This window comes from Brachybacterium sp., assembly GCF_036379615.1.
In the GTDB taxonomy this organism is placed as follows: domain Bacteria; phylum Actinomycetota; class Actinomycetes; order Actinomycetales; family Dermabacteraceae; genus Brachybacterium.
The window spans coordinates 50,693-67,468 of record NZ_DASVGJ010000070.1; the positions used below are offsets into that span (position 1 = coordinate 50,693).

Here is a 16,776-nt window from a genome sequence, read left to right on the forward strand (position 1 = left end):
CCACCTCACGACCCCCAGCGCCGTCCCGACCATCGAGCGAGGAACACCATGACCGACACCGCCCCTCACCGCACCACCCTCGACCGCTCCGCTCCCGCACCGCTCGGGGACGGCCCCGTCCGCATCGGCCTGCTCGGCGGCGGCAACATCGCCCGCGCCCACCTGCGCGGGTACGCCGCGCTCGGCGACGCGGCCCGCCTCACCGCGATCGCCGACACCGACGCCGAGACCCTCGCCCTGCGCACGGCGGAGACCGGCGCCACCGGCTACACCGACTTCCTCGAGCTCATCGAGGATCCCGAGATCGACGCGGTCGACATCTGCCTCCCGCATCATCTGCACCATCGCGCGATCGTCGCGGCCGCCGCGGCGGGCAAGCACATCCTGTGCGAGAAGCCGCTCTGCCTCACCGCGGAGGAGGCCCGCTCCGTGCGGGTGGCGGTGGAGCGGGCAGGGGTCACGCTGATGTGCGCGCACAACAAGCTCTTCCTCCCCGCCGTCGCCCAGGCCAAGGAGCTCGTGGACTCCGGCGCCCTGGGCACCATCTACGGCGTGCGCACCACGGACGAGTTCTTCAACGACTTCGACCCCTCGACCATGGGATGGCGAGCCCACGCCGCGACCTCCGGCGGCGGCGAGTTCATCGACACCGGCTACCACCCCACCTACCTGATGTTGCACCTGAGCGGCGCGCGGCCGGCCGGCGTGTTCGCGATGCTCTCCACGCACCGGCTCCGCTTCATGGAGGGCGAGGACTCGGCGCAGGTGCTGGTGCGCTTCGACAACGGCAGCGTCGGCCAGCTCGCCACCTCCTGGGCGTACCACAAGGCGCCAGGGACCGAACGCTTCTCGGTGGTCGGCGAGAAGGGCTCACTGAGCTCGGACGGCACCACCCTGCGGGTGATCCTGCGGGACTCCGAGGCGGAGCTCGTCTACGCGCACCGCCCCACGGACCCCTTCGCCGCCGAGATCGCGGACTTCGTGGAGTGCCTGCGGACCGGCCGTCGGCCGCTGCACACGCACGTCGAGGGCATCGACGTGCTCAGCATCATCCTGGCCGCCTACCGCAGCGGCGAGAGCGGCGTGCTCGAAGCGGTCGAGACGATCTGAGCCCGACGGGCACGGCGCCCTGCAGGGTCACCCTCGGTGCCCTGCGGGGTCACGCACGGCTCCCTGCGGGGTCACCCCGTGGGCACCGACCGGTCCTCCTCGGCCTCCGCGGTGTCCGCCGTGTCCGGGGCGACGGCGGAGAGCCCGCGCAGGGCCAGCTCCTTCGCGAAGTGGCAGGCGGAGAAGTGACCGTCCTCGACCTCGACGAGAGGGGGGACCGTGGTGCGGCACAGCTCGCTCGCATAATGGCAGCGGGTGGAGAACAGACAGCCGGGCGGCCGGTCGGTGGGGCTCGGCACCTCGCCCTTGGGGACGATCCGCTCGCGACGCACCTCCGGATCAGGCTGCGGGACCGCCGAGAGCAGCACCTCGGTGTACGGGTGGTGGGGCGTGGAGAACAGCTGGTCGGTCGCGGCGATCTCGACGATCCGGCCCAGGTACATCACGGCCACCCGGTCGGAGATGTACTCGACGATCGAGAGGTCGTGCGCGATGAACAGGTAGGCGATGCCGAGCTCGCGCTGCAGATCCTTGAGCAGGTTGATGATCTGGGCGCGGATCGACACGTCCAGCGCCGAGACCGCCTCATCGGCCACGATGACCTTCGGCCCGGTCACCAGCGCACGGGCGATCCCGATGCGCTGACGCTGCCCGCCGGAGAAGCTGTGCGGGTAACGGCGCAGGTGCGAGGGATCCAGGCCCACCTTCTTCGCGATGTCCCACACCCGCTCGCGCACCACCGGGGCGGGCGGCCTGGCCGTCGCGCGCAGCGGTTCGGCGATGATGTCGAACACCGTCATCCGGGGATCCAGGGAGGACAGCGGGTCCTGGAAGATCATCTGGATGTCCTGGCGGAACCGCTTCAGGCGGCGCCCGCGCAGGGAGAGGAAGTCGACCTCCCGGGAGGCGGCGGAGGCGTCATCCGTGTCCGCTCCCGCCCCGTCGGCCGGCGGCGTGTAGACGACCGTGCCGGAGCTGGCCTCGATCCCGCGCACGATCACCCGACCCAGGGTGGACTTCCCGCACCCGGATTCGCCGACCACGGACAGGGTCTCCCCGGACCGGAGGGCGAAGGAGACGTCGTCCACCGCGGGGAACGCCGTGGCCCCCACCCGGAACTCCTTGGTGAGATTCTCGATGCGCAGCAGCTCCGTCATGCCGTCCTCTCCTCGTGGGTGCCGTGGTCGTCGTCGGTGCCGTGCTCGCCGTGGCCCTCGCGTCGGTCCCGGTCGCCGCGGGACTCGTGCACGCTCTGCGGATCATGGAGGAAGCAGCGCACCGCGTGCCGCGGTGCGATCTCGACCCGGACCGGTCGGGCGGTGTCGCACACCCCCTCGATCCGCTGCGTGCAGCGGTCGGCGAAGCCGCACATCGGCGGCATGTCGATCGCCTGCGGGACGGTGCCCTCGATGGCGAAGAGCCGCTCCGACCGGCCCGCCCCCAGTCGGGGGATCGAACGCAGCAGCCCCTGGGTGTAGGGATGGCGGGGGTGCCTGAACAGCTCCCGCACCTCGGCCTGCTCCACGATGGCGCCGAGGTACATCACCGCGACGTCGTCGCACATCTCCGCGACCACGGCCAGGTCGTGGGTGATGAACAGGATCGCCATCCCGAACTCCTGCTGCAGCTCCCGCATCAGCTCGAGCACCTGGGCCTGGATGGTGACGTCCAGCGCGGTGGTGGGCTCGTCGGCGATGAGGATCTCCGGCTCGCAGGACAGCGCCATCGCGATCAGCGCGCGCTGCAGCATGCCGCCGGAGAACTCGTGGGGGTACTGGTCGATCCGCCGCCCGGCATCGCCGATGCCGACCTTCCGCATCATCTCCAGGCAGATCGTGCGGGCCTCGTCCCGGTCGGCGGTGCGATGCAGCAGCACCGCCTCCATGATCTGGTCGCCGATCGTGTAGAGCGGGCTGAAGGCGGACATCGGCTCCTGGAAGATCATCGCCACGCGCCGGCCGCGGACCGAGCGGATCGCGGGACCGTCCCGCCTCAGCTCGAGCAGGTCCACCTCCTCGTCCTGCGCGGTGCCCTGCAGCGTGATGCGCCCGGACTCCCGGAACTGCGGCGGGTTCAGCCGCAGCAGGGTCTTCGCCGTGAGCGACTTGCCCGATCCGGATTCGCCGACGAGCCCCAGCGTGCGGCCCACCTGGAGGGCGAAGGTCACTCCGTCGACCGCCTTCAGCAGCCCGTTCTCGGTGGGCAGATGGATGCGCAGCTCCTCCACCTCCAGCACGGTGCGCCCGAGGGCGGGCGGCGCCGGCGCGGGGAGGACGCCGCCCCCGGGAAGGGCTCCGCGCCGGGAGTCGGCTCGGCCCCCGGACGTCGTGCTGCGGCGCAGCGGCTGCGGGTCGGTCAGGGACAGGGCGCCGTCCTCGGGCGATCCAGCGGGCATCGTCGGCTCCTACTTGTACGGGTCGGCGGCGTCGCGGAGGCCGTCGCCGAGGAAGTTGAAGGCCAGCACCGTGAGGATCACGAAGCCCAGGGGGATGAGCTTCCACGGGTACACGGCCACATTCGTGATGTCCTGCGCCTCCTGGAGCAGCACTCCCCAGCTCGTCGCCGGTGCCTGGATCCCCAGCCCCAGGAAGCTCAGAGAGGTCTCGCCGAGGATCATCGCCGGAACCGCGAGCGTCATCGCGACCACCAGGTAGGACATGAAGCCCGGCACCAGGTGCACGCCGATGATCTTCAGCGGGCTCACCCCGGAGATCCGCGCCGCCATCACGTAGTCCTCCTGCTTGAGGGAGAGGAACTTCGAACGCACCACCCGCGCCAGGCTGGTCCACTCGATGAACGCCATGATGATCGTGATGTACAGGAACATCTGGACCACCGGGATCTTCGAAGGGATGGTCGCGGCCAGCGCCATCCACAGCGGCAGCGTGGGGAACGAGCGGATGATCTCGATCAGGCGCTGGACGACGACGTCGAAGGTGCCGCCGAGGTACCCGGCCAGCGAGCCGATCACGATGCCGAGCACGAAGCTGATCGCCACCCCGATCAGCGGGATCGAGAGGGAGACCTGCGAGCCGAGCACGATCCGGGAGAACAGATCACGTCCCAGACCGTCGGTGCCGAACAGGAAGACGCGACCGTCCCCCTCGGCGCCGAACAGATGCACCGTGGAGTCGAACAGTCCCAGGAAGGACCACTCCTGCCCCTCGGTGAAGAACTGCAGACGATGGACCTGCGAGACGTCCTCGACGAAGATCGGTCGCAGCGTGGTGGGGTCGCGGTCGAAGCCGAGCCCGTACACGAACGGGCCCACCAGCTGGCCGTCGTGGACGAGACGGATCCTGGTGGGAGGGGCGTTGACGTAGGCGGCGTCGTAGCTGCCCAGGGTGTACGGCGCGATGATATTGCCGAAGAGCGCGACCAGGTAGAGCGCCCCGAGGATCACCATCGAGATCTGCGCCAGACGGTGCTGGGAGAGCTTCGTGACCATCAGGCGCCACTGGCTCGCCGCGTAGTACGACTCGCTCTTCCTCGTGGCGCGCGCCTCGCGCCGATCCTCGGCCGCCCGGGGCCGCAGGAGGCCCAGGTTCGGGAAGGAGATGCTCATGAGCGGGCCATCCTCTCGTCACGGATGCGGGGATCCAGCCAGGCCAGGAGGATGTCCGAGATCAGGGTGCCGATCACGGTGAGGATCGCCATGAAGCCCAGCCACGCGCCGGCGAGGTACATGTCCTGCGCCAGCAGCGCATCGAGCATGACGGGTCCCTGGGTGGGCAGGTTCAGCACGATCGCGGTGATCGTCGATCCGGTGAAGATGCCGGTCAGCGACCATCCCAGAGTGGAGACGATCGGGTTCAGGGCGGCGCGGAAGGGGTACTTGCGCAGGATCCTGGACTCCTTGACGCCCTTGGCGCGGGCCGTGATCACGTTCGGCTTGGTGAGCTCCTCGAGCATCTGCCCGCGCATCACCCGGATCAGCTCGCAGGTCGAGGCGGTCCCGATCACCACGATCGGGATGATCAGGTGCTTGAGCATGTCCAGCACCTTCCACGGTGACCACCCCGCACCGCGGAACTCCGGGGACTGCAGCCCCAGCATCGGGTCGCCGAACCAGGTGAACGAGAGGTACATGAGGATGATCGCGAACAGGAAGTTCGGAGTGGCCATGCCCAGGAAGCCCAGGGTGGTGAACACGTAGTCGCCCAGCGAGTACTGCTTGACCGCCGAGTAGACCCCGATCGGGATCGCGACCAGGTAGGTGAAGACCATCGAGGCACCGGCCACGATGAGCGTGGTCGCCATGTACTGCTCGACGACGTCGGTCACCGGGCGGTTGTAGGCGAAGCTGTACCCGAGATCGCCGCGAGTGAGGATCCCCCACATCCAGGTGAAGTACTGCTGGTACCAGGGCAGGTCGAGTCCGTAGCGCTCCCGCAGCCGCTCCTGGTCCTCGAGCGAGAGGGACTCGCCCTCGGCCTGCAGCTGTCGCAGGTGGGTGTCGGCATAGTCCCCGGGCGGCAGCTGGATGATCCAGAAGACGATCACGGTGATGACGAGGACGACGGGCACCATCATCAGCGTCCGTCGGGCGATGTACTTCAGCACCGGGGTGCCTCCTTGGGGGGTCGGGGGGACCGGGCGAGGAGGCCCCCGGTCAGATCACGCGGCATCCGGGTCGAGGAACGTGAACTGCGCAGGATGCCCGTGTCCGAGGTCGCGGAACTCGTCGGCGAAGGTGATCTCCGCGGGGACGTTGGCGATGTTGTTGCTCACGGCGAAGAGCCGAGGGGTGGGGCCCGTGTAGCCGATGGACCACTGGTTCTCGCGATGCAGCCGGATGATCTGCTCGGCGTGCTCGTCGATGGCGGCACGGTCGGTCTGCGCGGACATCTGGCGGTACACGTCGATCAGCGCCGCGATGGCGCCCTCCGGCTCGACCCCCTCCTTCCCCTCGGAGGCGTACCAGGTGCCGTACTGGGTATGCCACGGCGTCCCTGCTCGCAGCGGGACGATCGTGTCCGGGCGCAGCATCGGGTGGATGCCGCCCATTCCCTGGGTGGTGGTGCCCTGCAGCCCGCCGTTGTCGTTCAGCTCCCCGTACAGCCCGCGGTCGACGAGTCGCACGTCGGTGGGGATGCCGATGGCCTCGTAGTAGTGCTTGAGCAGCTCCTCGAACGCCCCGGCCTGTGACTCCTCGGACTCCTGGGTGATCTCCAGGCGCAGCTCCGAGCCGTCGGCGTAGGTGCGCACGCCGTTCTCGAGCGGCAGCCCGATCTCGTCGAGCAGCGCCGTCGCCCGCTCGACGTCATAGTCGGCCCACTGCTCGGCCCAGCCGTCCTGGAAGAACTGCTGGTTCTCGCCGACGGAGGCCTGCTGGGGCAGCCCCAGGCCCAGGGTCAGCTGCTCGGACAGCGCGGACCGGTCCACGGCCAGCGAGAGGGCCTCGCGGAAGCGGGCATCGTGGAAGAGCTCGCGCTGGAGCGGGTTCTGCGGCTCCATGTTGAACTGGATCCCGTTGGAGTACCAGTCCGCCGTCTCCCACTGCAGGACCCGGTAGTCGCCCTTCTGCGCGTTCTCCTGGAGCAGGGTGAAGGAGGAGAAGTCGAACGGTGAGATGTCGAAGTGGCCGCTGAGGGTCTGCAGCTCGACGTGGCTGGGATCCTGGTACGTCTCCAGCGAGAGCTGGTCGATGTACGGCAGCTGGTTCCCCTCCGGATCGGTCTTGAAGTAGAACGGGTTGCGCTCCCAGGTGACCTGCTCGGCGCCGGCGTCCTCGAGCGGCCACCAGGCGCGGAGCGTGGGGCGGTCGGACCAGAACCAGTAGTAGTAGCAGGCCGATTCGTACCACGCGGCGAGATCCTGGAAGCCGCGCTCCTTCGCGATCTCGAGCGCCGCCTCCTCGCCGATGAACTCGTCGAGCACGTTCTCCATCCAGTGCGCGGGCGCGAACAGCCACTTCGCATCGATCGCGACGCGTTCGAGGAACATCGGCCGCGGGTGCTCGAAGCTGACCTTCACAGTGGTCTCGTCGACCGCCTCGAAGGCGGCCATGGCGCGCTCACCGGTGTCCGGGTCGGTGGACCAGAACGCGTCGTACACGCTGCGGCCGAAGAGCTCGGGCACCATGATGTGCTCCCACCAGAACACGACGTCCGCCGAGGTGAAGGGGTGGCCGTCGGACCATCTCATGCCCTCGCGCAGCAGGATCGTGTACTCGGTGAGGTCCTCGTCCACCTCGAAGCCCTTGGCCACGTTCGGCTCGACGGCGTCGCCCTCACGGGTGAAGCGGAACAGCGCCTCCTCGGTGGTCTTGCCGATGTCCCAGGGCCCTTCCTGCGCGGACTTGGTGGGGAAGTTCCAGGTGCCGCCGTAGACGCCGATCTGCTCGGCGACGGGCTCGACCATGATGTCCTCGAGCACGGGCAGCCGCTCCTCGACAGGCGGCAGGTCTCCTGCCTCGACCCGTGCCGAGAGCATCGGGGACTCGCGCAGAGCCTCCTCCGAATCGATCGAGGTGATCTCGTTGATCTCCGCCACGCCCGAGCCCGTCCCGCCTTCCCCCGAGGTGCATCCGGTGAACACGACGAGACCGAGCGAGGCCAGCGCCGTGCGCCGGGTGAGGGTGAGGGCGGATCCTGCGTCGCCGTGCATGAGCATGTGCATCCCTTTCGACCAGAAGAACGTCGACCCCGCAGGTCCACGGGAATCTCTGGTCCCGGACGCTACGAAGCGAAAAGGGCGGGGCGGTGAACGAGGTTCCCGCGGCAGATGAATGTTGGCGACGGTGAGGCCGCGGGCGGACTTTATTTAGTGATCGCGCCGCTGCGGCGGGGCGCTGGACCACGCGGAGATGGACCGGGGATGAACGCTCCGCGAAGTCGAGCCGAGACCGGTGCCGCGCGCGCGCCGCAGCGCGCGCCGGTGGCTACGCTCGTCGGACTCCCGTCGGATCCCTCCCCGCCTCCCTCACCAGGACATCCACGTCATGCCGCGCCACGCGCCCAAGGTCACCCTCCAGGACGTCGCCGCCCGTGCAGGGGTCTCCGCGACCGCCGTCTCGCTCGCCCTGCGGGGCCGGCCCGGGATCTCGGAGACGACCCGCGAGCGGATCGTGGCCGTCGCCGAGGAGATGGACTACCGGGCACCCGGTCGCGGCCGGGTGATGGAGCGGCCGGGCACGGTCGCGGTGGTGCTGCGGGACATCGTCAGCGTCTTCTCGCACGACGTCGTCGCCGGGATGGAGGCGGAGGTCGAGCGGTCCCGGGGCGGTCTGCGCCTGCTGTTCATCGACGGGCGGGGCGATGAGGACCACCTCCGTGCGGAGTTCAGGAAGCTCACGTCGCAGAAGCTCGAGGGGATCGTCCTGTTCAGCACCGCGATCCCGCCGGAGGAGCTCCGGGAGGCCACCCAGCGCACGCCGGTGGTGATCGTGGCGCGGATGCCGCACGCGGTGCCCGGGACGGACATCGTCCGCAACGACGACCTCCACGGCGCGGGCCTCGCGGTGGAGCACCTGGCCGGGCTCGGCCATTCCCGGATCGCCCACCTCGCGCGGGGCACGCTGCGGGTCGATGGATACTCGTGGCAGATGGAGGCGGCCGGTCTGGGCCGGCACACCCAGATCGAGGGAGGCTCCCTCGACTCGCTCCGTCCCGCGATCCGGTACCTGCTCTTCTCCATCCTGCAGGAGACCCATTCGCCCACGGCGGTGTTCGTCGAGACCGACGGGGTGGCCATCGACTTCATCGGCGCGGCCGTCGACGCCGGGCTGCGCGTGCCCGAGGACGTCTCGGTGGTCGGCTACGACAGCACCCGGCAGACGGAGATGATCCGGCCCCGGCTCACCTCGGTGGCCCAGCCCCGGCACGAGATGGGCCGCGCCGCGATCCGGCTCCTCCAGGAGCGTCGCGCCGGACGCACCGAGGACCGCGAGGTGGTGCTGAGACCGAGCCTCGACCTGAGGGACTCCACCGCTCCACCGCGCGAGGCGAGCCCGGTGCGGGTCCCGTCCTCGCTCACGGCGCGGGGAGGCCCCTCGCTCGGATAGCGTAGGCACGGCCCGGCACCCCCGCAGCCCCGACCCTCGAGCGAAAGGCCCCGGTCACCGCGCACCGGACCCCCATGAACCAGCCTCCCCAGATCCCCGGCCCCTCCGATCCGCAGCAGCAGCCCCCGCAGCAGCCGGGCACCCAGCACCCTCCCCTCGCAGCGGGCCAGGAGTGGCAGTCCGCCCCGACGACTCCCCAGCAGGCCGGACAGGGTGGCCAGGGCGGCCGCGGCAAGGGACCGATCCTGGTGGCCGTCGGCTGCGGCCTGCTGATCCTGGTGCTCGTGCTCGCTCTCGTCGGCTTCTTCGGGGTGCGGGCCCTGATGGGGGACGACGACTCCGCCGACCGGCCCTCGGCCTCGCAGGAGGAGTCTCCCGCCGAGGGGGCGACCGATCCTGAGGAGGCCCCGCCCGAGGAGGACCCCGCGGAGGAGGCGACGGAGCAGGAGCCCGCCGAGGAGGAGACCACCGAGGAGGAGACGACCGAGGAGGAGACGACAGAGCCCGAGCCCACCGAGGGGGAGGTCGCGGCCGGTGAGGAGAACGCCGTGCCCGCCGGCACCGTCGTCACGCTCCCGGAGCTGGAGGGCTTCGAGGGGTCTCTCGACATCTCCATCGGCGATGTGAACTGGGACGCCGCCGACTGGGTCGACGAGCAGAACAGTCACAACCCGAAGCCCACCGATCAGGGCAAATACATCATGGTCAAGGCCGAGGTGACCTACCACGGGCCGGACACATTCACCTCCTTCGCGTTCCGACCGCTGGACTACGTCGCGGAGGACGGCACCCCGTACGAGGACGCAGGGGTCGTCACCCCGGACACCACGAACACGCTGGACCTGAAGGACGGGCAGTCCGGCACCATGCACTTCGTCTTCATGATGCCGAAGGACACCCCCGAGAGCGGGCACTTCGTCATCTCCGACCGGATCACTGTGGACGAGGCGCTCGTCGAAGGCCAGTGGATCGAAGCCGCCTGACCACGGCATCCTGACCGCGGCATCCTGACCGCGGCTTCGCGACGACGAGCCTCGTCCAGCTGCCCAGGCCCGTTCGACGGAGCCCCCGACCACGTGCAGTGGTCGGGGGCTCCGTGCGTCGCGGGCCAGCGTCGGCGTCCGTGCGGTGGTGTGCGCGCGATGCGGGCGACGGCCGGGGTCAGGCGACGAGCTCGTCGATCTGGTCGATCGCCGAGCGCGAGCCTTCCTCCACGCCCATGTCCAGCACGGTCTGCAGGCTCTCGCTGTTCGCGAAGGTCGTCACGTACACGGCGCGGGTGCCGCCGTCCTGCGCGGTGAAGGTGCTGACGCAGGTCGAGATCGGCAGGTCGGTGTTCGGGCTGAAGTCCTCGTGCGCGAAGCCGTCCTCGTAGGTGAAGGAGCGCGGCGGGTCCACCTCGAGCACCGCCCAGTACCCGTAGTGGCGATCACCCTCGGGGCCGGTCATGTAATAGGTGACCCGTCCGCCCGGGGCGAGGCTGTGGTCCACCACGGTGGCGGGGTACTCCTTCGGCCCCCACACCTTCTCGAGCTGGCGCGGATCGGCGTAGATCTCCCAGATCCGCTCCACGGGTGCGGCGAACTGCGCGGTGATCGTGAGGGTCGGGCCCTCGAGGTCGTGGCTGATGTCGGTGACGGGCATGGTCACTCCTCAATGTCAGGGGTCGGCGATATCTGGGTCGGCATCATCAGGGGTCGGAATCGTCAGGGCTGGGCGTGTGCTCGGCCTCGAGCAGCTCGTCGATCCGGGCGATGTGCTCCCGGCGGCCGTGCTCCAGCTCGGCGAGCAGCTGGGAGGCGGTGCGGAGGGTCCCGGCGGCTCCGCGGGCGAGGGTCTCCCGGCCGCTGCGACGCCGGGTGATCAGTCCGGCCCGTTCGAGCACCGTGACGTGCTTCTGCACGGCGGTGAGGCTCATCGGGTAGTTCCGGGCCAGGGACGAGACCGACTGCTCGTGGGTGAGGACCCGCCGCAGGATGTCCCGCCGGGTCCGATCCGAGAGTGCTCCGAACCAGGCGTCCGCCCGGTCGTCGTCGATCCGCTGCATGCCCCGAACCTACAACTGTACGGTTGTGAGTGCAAGGGGGTGGAGCAGGGGGTGCGGAGGGGACCGGCCGACGGTTCCGGGGGAGCGGAGCGCCGTATGCTCGAGGCATGGCACAGGGTCGGGACGCTCCCGCCGGCTACGACTGGGCGGAGGACTCCGTCCCGTCCGAGCCGGGTCCCCTCGCGCTGCCCGATCATCGGCAGGGGGAGACGGGTGAACGCCCTGCGGGGCGGTCCGCCGCTGAGTCGGCGGAGGGTCCCGGGACCGGTGTCGCCGAGCCTGACGACGCGGGGGAGGGCGATCCGCACCCGCTGAGCGCCTTCGATGACGCCGGCCCGTACGGAGCCCCGGCGTTCACCTACGCTCCGCAGCCTGCCTCCGACGAGTCCGCGCGGCGCCGCGGCATCCTGCCCGCCTGGGCGATCGTCGCGATCGTCGCCCTGCAGGCCTCGGCGCTGGTGGCCTCCGTCGCGCTCGTCGTCGGCGGCCTCCAGCGGATGATCGGCGAGGAGCCGGACCCGGCCGCAGCGCCCGCCTCCGAGGAGCCGTCGGATCCCGCGCCGTCCACCCCTGCCCCGTCCATCCCTGCGCCGACGGCGCCCTCGGAACGCACTCCCGGCACGGTCACCGACTCCTCCGGGCGGGAGCTGACCGACGGGACCGGCGGCGACGAGAAGCCGGCCGTCATCGGTGAGCACACCGTCAGCTGGACCGCCTGGACCGACGGCACGATCAGCGTCACCGCCCACGCGGTGGACCTCGCGGCGACGGTCCCGGGCGCCGGCGGCGAGGACGTGGTCCAGGACGGCTACCGGCTGGTCCTGGTGGACTACGAGGTGCGCTACGACGGGCCGGGGCAGCTGGCCCCCGCCGAGGAGCTGTGGCTCACCGGCGAATCGGCCCGCACCTACTTCCCGGACATCGGCGAGGGGATGGTGCCTGACCCGATGAAGCGGATCGGCCCCCTGCAGGGTGGCGAGAGCGAACGCTTCCACAGTGCCTTCCTGGTGCCCGAAGCGGAGATCGACACGTTCCTGCTCGGGGTCGAGACGTTCAGCGGGGAGATCCTGTACTTCTCCACCACGTGACGTGCCCGTCCACCGCGTGACGCCCCCGGGTGAGAGCGTGCCCCGGCCCCGGGCGGGAGCTCCCTATCGGTCCGTGCGGCGGCGAGCCGCGCCCCACGGCGGGCGCCCCGAGTGGGCTAGCGTGATCGAGGGCGCGCAGAGGAGCGCCGCACCATCTGCCGAGGAGAGGGGACCGGCGCGTGGCGGACCACGAGCCGGCCGCGCCGTGCACGGACATGCACCAGACGCCACCTGCCGATCCCCGATCGGGCACCGCCGCCACTGCCGCCACCGCCCATCCGCCGCCGCGTCGGCCGCGCACCACCTTCTACCTCACCGTCGGCTGTCTCTCCGTGATCGCGGGGCTCGTGCTGGGCGTCGGAGGGTTCTTCGGGGTGCGCGCGATCCAGGGCGACGGGGGAGAACCGGTCGTCGAGGAGGAGCCGGCCGTCCTCGAGGAGACCCCCGTCGGTCCGGATGCCGCTGTCCCCTTCGGGACCACCTTCCCGATCCACTCCCAGGCGCTCGACGGGGACGTCGAGGCGACGTTCGTCGACCTGGACTGGGATGCGGACGCCGAGATCGCCGAGGCCAACTCCCTCAACGAGCCGCCGCAACCGGGGAACCGGTACATCCTGCTCACCTTCGAGGGCGTCTACCACGGCGACGGCACCCCGGATCCCGTGCTGGGCGCCTGGATGGACGCGACCTACGTCGCGGAGGACGGCACCGAGATCGCCCGCGTGCACGTCGTCACCCCGCACTACGGCGAGATGGTCGAACGGGTGGGCGCCGCCGACGGGGAGACCATCCGTGCCGAGATCCCGTTCGAGATCCCGGAGGACATCGAAGGCGGAGGCCACGTCGTGCTCAACCGGGGGCTGCAGGATGTCGACGAAGGGGCCTGGGTCGAGGCGAGCTGACCTCGCGCGTCAGGGCCCGGGCGACACGGCGGCCGCGGTGGACACCCGGGGTGGACCTGAGGCATGATCTATCTGAAACCCGCGGTATCAGACAACCGTGCGGGAGCCGCCTGCCCTCGACGAAGAGATCGCGAAAGGTCACTGATGAGCAGCTACACCGAGCACGTCACCCGAGTTCTCACCGAGGAGCGCGAGCACCCCGGTCTGGGCACCGTGGCAGTGCTGACCTTCGCCCCGCCCGAGGGGGAGGAGCGTCGCCCCGCGACCCTCGGCCCGCAGTCGATCGAGGCCGTCACCGGGGCGATCGGCGCCGCACTGGACCGCGCCGAGGCCGGGGAGGTCCAGGCCATCGCCCTGACCGGCACCGGGCGCGTCTTCCTCGCCGGTGCCGACCTGTCGATGTTCTCCGACCCCACCGCCGCCGGGAACGTCCAGGCCATGACCCGCGCCGCCCATGACCTGCAGGTCCGAGTGCGCACCAGCCCGGTGCCGGTGCTCGCCCACCTCAACGGAGTCGCCCTCGGCGGAGGGCTCGAGGTCGCGCTGATGGCCGATGTGCGCACAGCCCTGCCCGGCGTCAAGGGGCTCGGACTGCCCGAGACCAGCCTCGGCATCCTGCCCGGCTGGGGCGGCACCACCTTGCTGCAGTCCGTCGTCGGCGCCGAGGCCGCCGTGCGGATGATCCTCGAGGACCCGGCCCGTGATCGCCAGCTCACCGCGGAGCAGGGCCTCGAGATCGGCCTGGTCGACGAGCTCGCCGACGGGTTGGACGAAGCGCTGGACCAGTTCGCGGCCCTGGTCGCCGCCCACATCGACCTCGACGAGACCGATGCGGATCTCGTCGACCCTGCGCTCGCCGCGGCCGTCGCCGACTCCCCGGCCGACGCCCCGGGCGCCTGGGTGGGTCGAGAGGCGCCGCTGCCCGGGGTCGACACCCCCGAGGCCGATGCACTGCTGGACGCGCTGGACGCCTCCCACGGCAGCGCCGAGACCCGCCGCGCCTGGGCCGCCCGGCTCGAGGCGCAGGGGGCGCCCGCCGTCGGCCGCGCACTGTCGCTGCTGCAGGCGCTGCCCGGCTCCTCGCTCGAGGAGGCCCTCGCCCGTGAGGTCGACGCCCTCGAGGCGCTGGTGCGCAGCGACGCCGCGGCCGGCTCGATGCACTCCGCCGAGCTGCTGCGCCGCGGCAAGCCCGGCCGCACCCCGGTCGACGGGGCCCGCGAGATCCGCCGCGTGGGCGTGGCCGGCGCCGGATTGATGGCCTCCCAGATCGCCGCCCAGCTGGCCCTGGGCCTGCAGGTCCCTGTGGTGATGCGGGACCTCGACGAGCAGATCGCCGCCAAGGGCCTCGCCGCCGCGCGCGACGTGATCGCCCAGACCGCGGCACGCGGGACGCTCGGCGAGGCCACCGCCACGCAGATCGCCGCGAACCTCTCCTCCACCACCGACCTGCAGGAGTTCGCCGGCTGCGACCTCGTGATCGAGGCGGTGCCAGAGGTGCTGAGGATCAAGCAGTCCGTGTTCGCGGAGCTCGAGAGCGTCTTGGATGCGGGCGCCCTGCTGGTCACCAACACCTCCTCGCTGTCGGTCGCGACGATGGCGGAGGGCCTCGCCCACCCCGAGCGCGTCGTGGGCCTGCACTTCTTCAACCCCGTCGCCAAGATGCCGCTGGTCGAGGTGATCCACACCGAGTCCACGGACGAGCCCACGCTCGCCACCGGACTCGAGGTGGTGCGGCGCCTGCGGAAGTTCGCGGTGCGCAGCGCGGACGCCCCCGGGTTCATCGTCAACCGGCTGCTGTTCCGGGTGCTCGGCGCGGTCCTCGCCTCGGTCGATGCGGGAGCCGATCCGGCGGAGGTCGACGCCTCCCTCGACCCGCTCGGCATGCCGATGCGTCCCTTCGAGCTGCTGGATCTGGTGGGACTCGCGGTCGCGGACCATGTGGGCACCGTGCTCGCCGACGAGCTCGGTGGCCGCTTCCACGCCTCCCCGGGCCTGCACGCGATGGTCGAGAAGCAGGCCCGTTTCACCGAGCGCAGCAGGACCGCCGTGCACTCGCCGGTCTCGCCGACGGTCGCCGAGGTGTTCGGGACGAGCGGAACCGATGCCGCCGCCGCTCCGGTGGGCGATGCGCTGCTGGAGAAGGTCCAGGACGGCCTGGCCGAGGAGATCGCGCTGATGCTCGAGGGCGGTGTCGTCGAGCGTCCCGAGCAGGTGGATCTCGCGCTGATCCTGGGCGCAGGCTTCCCGCGGCACCGGGGAGGCATCACGCCGTACCTCGATGCCTCCGGCGCCTCGCAGCGCGCGGTGGGCCGCACCTTCCACGGGGAGCTGTTCACCGGGCGCGGCTGACTGCGCGCGTCGCCTCTTCGTGACCGGATAGGGATCAGGCCTGCGCTGAACGCAGCCTGGGAGCGCCGTACGATGTGCGCACGAGCCCCGGGGGCTCGGTCAGCAGATCGTGTCAGCAGAGAGGGGCGGCGCCGCCGTCGGCGCCGGAGCAGATCATGTCGCAGCCACCTCAGAACGGATGGGGCCAGCCGCCCTCCTCAGATCCCTATGGGCAGTCCTCCCCGAACGGTGGCTATGGCGCTCAGGGCTACGGCCAGGACAGCATGGGCCAGGGCCAGCAGGGCTATGACCAGCAGGGGTTCGCTCAGCAGGGGCAGGGCCAGCAGGGCTATGACCAGCAGGGCTACGGCCAGGCGTCGGCGAACGGCGGGTACGGCCAGGGGTCGGCCAATGGCGGCTACGGCCAGGACGGCTCCTTCGCGCCGAGCTTCGGCGACACCGGTGGGCAGGGCTTCGCGCCGCAGGGCGCGGTGCCGAAGAAGTCCAACAAGCTGCCGATCATCCTCTGCGCGGGGTGCGCAGTGCTGGTTCTGCTGCTGCTGGTCGTCGGCGGCGGGATCTTCTTCTTCACGCGCGACGGCGGCGAGCCGAGCGGCGGCGTGACCACCGCCGCCGAGCAGGAGGGCGACGAGGGCACCACGGAGGAGGGCGGCGAGGGCACCACGGAGGAGGGCGGCGAAGAAGCCTCCACCGACGAGGGTGACGAGGAGGGCACGACCACCGAGGAGGGCGGCGAGGAGCAGTCCGCCAGCGGGGGCGATGGGAGCCAGGACAACCCGTACGCGATCGGCGAGCCGATCTCTCTCGACGATGGCGAGGGCGGCACCGTGGAAGTGGTCGTGGGCGAGGTGAACTGGGATGCCACTGATGCGGTCATGGAGGCGAGCAGCTCCAACGACGAGCCGGGCGACGGCGAGACCTACATCCTCGTCCCGGTGTCCGTGACCTACCACGGACCGGATTCCGCCGAGCCCCTGCTCCTGCTGACGCTCGATTACCACACTGAGTCCGGCACCTACATGGACGAGGGCGCGCTGACCCCGGAGAGCGTCATCTACGCCGGGACCATCTACGACGGGGAGTCCGAGTCTTGGGACTACGGGATCATCGTGCCGACGGACGAGGTCGAGACCGGCCAGTTCACGGTCGGCGTGCTGTTCGACTTCGCGGCGGAGGAGACCTGGGTCGCCGCGTCCTGACGGTGCCGCCTCGGCGGTGACCTGCCGACTGCGCGCTGAGCGGCCCGTCAGCTCTCCGGGGAGACCGGGGTGAGGG

The 16,776-nt window shown here is 70.7% G+C and carries 14 protein-coding genes; 7 read left to right on the top strand and 7 right to left on the bottom strand.

All coding sequences use genetic code 11. From position 1 onward, the window contains the following. Positions 1-48: 48 nt before the first annotated feature. Positions 49-1,110: a Gfo/Idh/MocA family oxidoreductase gene (locus tag VF289_RS16600; protein ID WP_330885050.1), complete on the top strand. Its 1,062-nt coding sequence runs from the start codon at positions 49-51 to the stop codon at positions 1,108-1,110. Positions 1,111-1,181: 71 nt separating this feature from the next. Here VF289_RS16600 and VF289_RS16605 read toward each other — a convergent pair whose 3' ends face one another. From VF289_RS16605 to VF289_RS16625, 5 genes are read right to left on the bottom strand one after another with little or no spacing between them, the layout of a single operon-like run. Further along, positions 1,182-2,267, bottom strand: coding sequence for an oligopeptide/dipeptide ABC transporter ATP-binding protein (locus VF289_RS16605; protein ID WP_330885052.1), 1,086 nt, complete (start codon positions 2,265-2,267; stop codon positions 1,182-1,184). Then, positions 2,264-3,505, bottom strand: coding sequence for an ABC transporter ATP-binding protein (locus tag VF289_RS16610; protein ID WP_330885053.1), 1,242 nt, complete (start codon positions 3,503-3,505; stop codon positions 2,264-2,266). Before VF289_RS16610 ends, VF289_RS16605 begins: the two co-directional genes overlap by 4 nt. A gap of 9 nt (positions 3,506-3,514) precedes the next feature. Beyond that, positions 3,515-4,675, bottom strand: a complete 1,161-nt coding sequence (locus VF289_RS16615; protein WP_330885055.1) for an ABC transporter permease — start codon at positions 4,673-4,675, stop codon at positions 3,515-3,517. Further along, on the bottom strand, positions 4,672-5,673 hold the full coding sequence (locus VF289_RS16620; protein ID WP_330885057.1) for an ABC transporter permease: 1,002 nt from the start codon (positions 5,671-5,673) through the stop codon (positions 4,672-4,674). Before VF289_RS16620 ends, VF289_RS16615 begins: the two co-directional genes overlap by 4 nt. Before the next feature lie 54 nt (positions 5,674-5,727). Then, the gene (locus VF289_RS16625; protein WP_330885059.1) at positions 5,728-7,725 is read right to left on the bottom strand and encodes an ABC transporter substrate-binding protein; all 1,998 of its coding nucleotides are present in this window, start codon (positions 7,723-7,725) and stop codon (positions 5,728-5,730) included. Positions 7,726-8,053: 328 nt separating this feature from the next. Between VF289_RS16625 and VF289_RS16630 the strand changes: the two genes are divergently transcribed. Together VF289_RS16630 and VF289_RS16635 are read left to right on the top strand one after the other, a co-directional pair. Further along, the gene (locus VF289_RS16630) at positions 8,054-9,115 is read left to right on the top strand and encodes a LacI family DNA-binding transcriptional regulator (RefSeq protein WP_330885061.1); all 1,062 of its coding nucleotides are present in this window, start codon (positions 8,054-8,056) and stop codon (positions 9,113-9,115) included. Positions 9,116-9,189: 74 nt separating this feature from the next. Continuing rightward, positions 9,190-10,098 carry a hypothetical protein gene (locus VF289_RS16635; RefSeq protein ID WP_330885063.1) on the top strand — a complete coding sequence of 303 codons (909 nt, stop codon included), beginning with the start codon at positions 9,190-9,192 and terminating at the stop codon, positions 10,096-10,098. Positions 10,099-10,276: 178 nt separating this feature from the next. Here the strand turns inward: VF289_RS16635 and VF289_RS16640 are convergent, their stop codons facing one another. Both VF289_RS16640 and VF289_RS16645 read right to left on the bottom strand, forming a co-directional pair. Next, positions 10,277-10,759, bottom strand: a complete 483-nt coding sequence (locus VF289_RS16640) for an SRPBCC domain-containing protein (protein WP_330885065.1) — start codon at positions 10,757-10,759, stop codon at positions 10,277-10,279. Positions 10,760-10,805: 46 nt separating this feature from the next. Continuing rightward, the gene (locus VF289_RS16645; RefSeq protein WP_330885067.1) at positions 10,806-11,162 is read right to left on the bottom strand and encodes an ArsR/SmtB family transcription factor; all 357 of its coding nucleotides are present in this window, start codon (positions 11,160-11,162) and stop codon (positions 10,806-10,808) included. 107 nt (positions 11,163-11,269) lie between these two features. Between VF289_RS16645 and VF289_RS16650 the strand changes: the two genes are divergently transcribed. From VF289_RS16650 to VF289_RS16665, 4 genes are all read left to right on the top strand, one after another. After that, a complete protein-coding gene (locus VF289_RS16650) occupies positions 11,270-12,250 on the top strand; it encodes a hypothetical protein (RefSeq protein WP_330885069.1) in 981 nt (326 codons plus the stop codon). A gap of 179 nt (positions 12,251-12,429) precedes the next feature. After that, complete coding sequence (locus VF289_RS16655; protein WP_330885071.1) at positions 12,430-13,152, top strand: hypothetical protein; 723 nt, start codon at positions 12,430-12,432, stop codon at positions 13,150-13,152. A 144-nt stretch (positions 13,153-13,296) separates the two neighbouring features. After that, a complete protein-coding gene (locus VF289_RS16660) occupies positions 13,297-15,501 on the top strand; it encodes a 3-hydroxyacyl-CoA dehydrogenase NAD-binding domain-containing protein (protein ID WP_330885073.1) in 2,205 nt (734 codons plus the stop codon). A 155-nt stretch (positions 15,502-15,656) separates the two neighbouring features. Next, complete coding sequence (locus tag VF289_RS16665) at positions 15,657-16,700, top strand: hypothetical protein (protein WP_330885075.1); 1,044 nt, start codon at positions 15,657-15,659, stop codon at positions 16,698-16,700. Positions 16,701-16,776 lie beyond the last annotated feature (76 nt).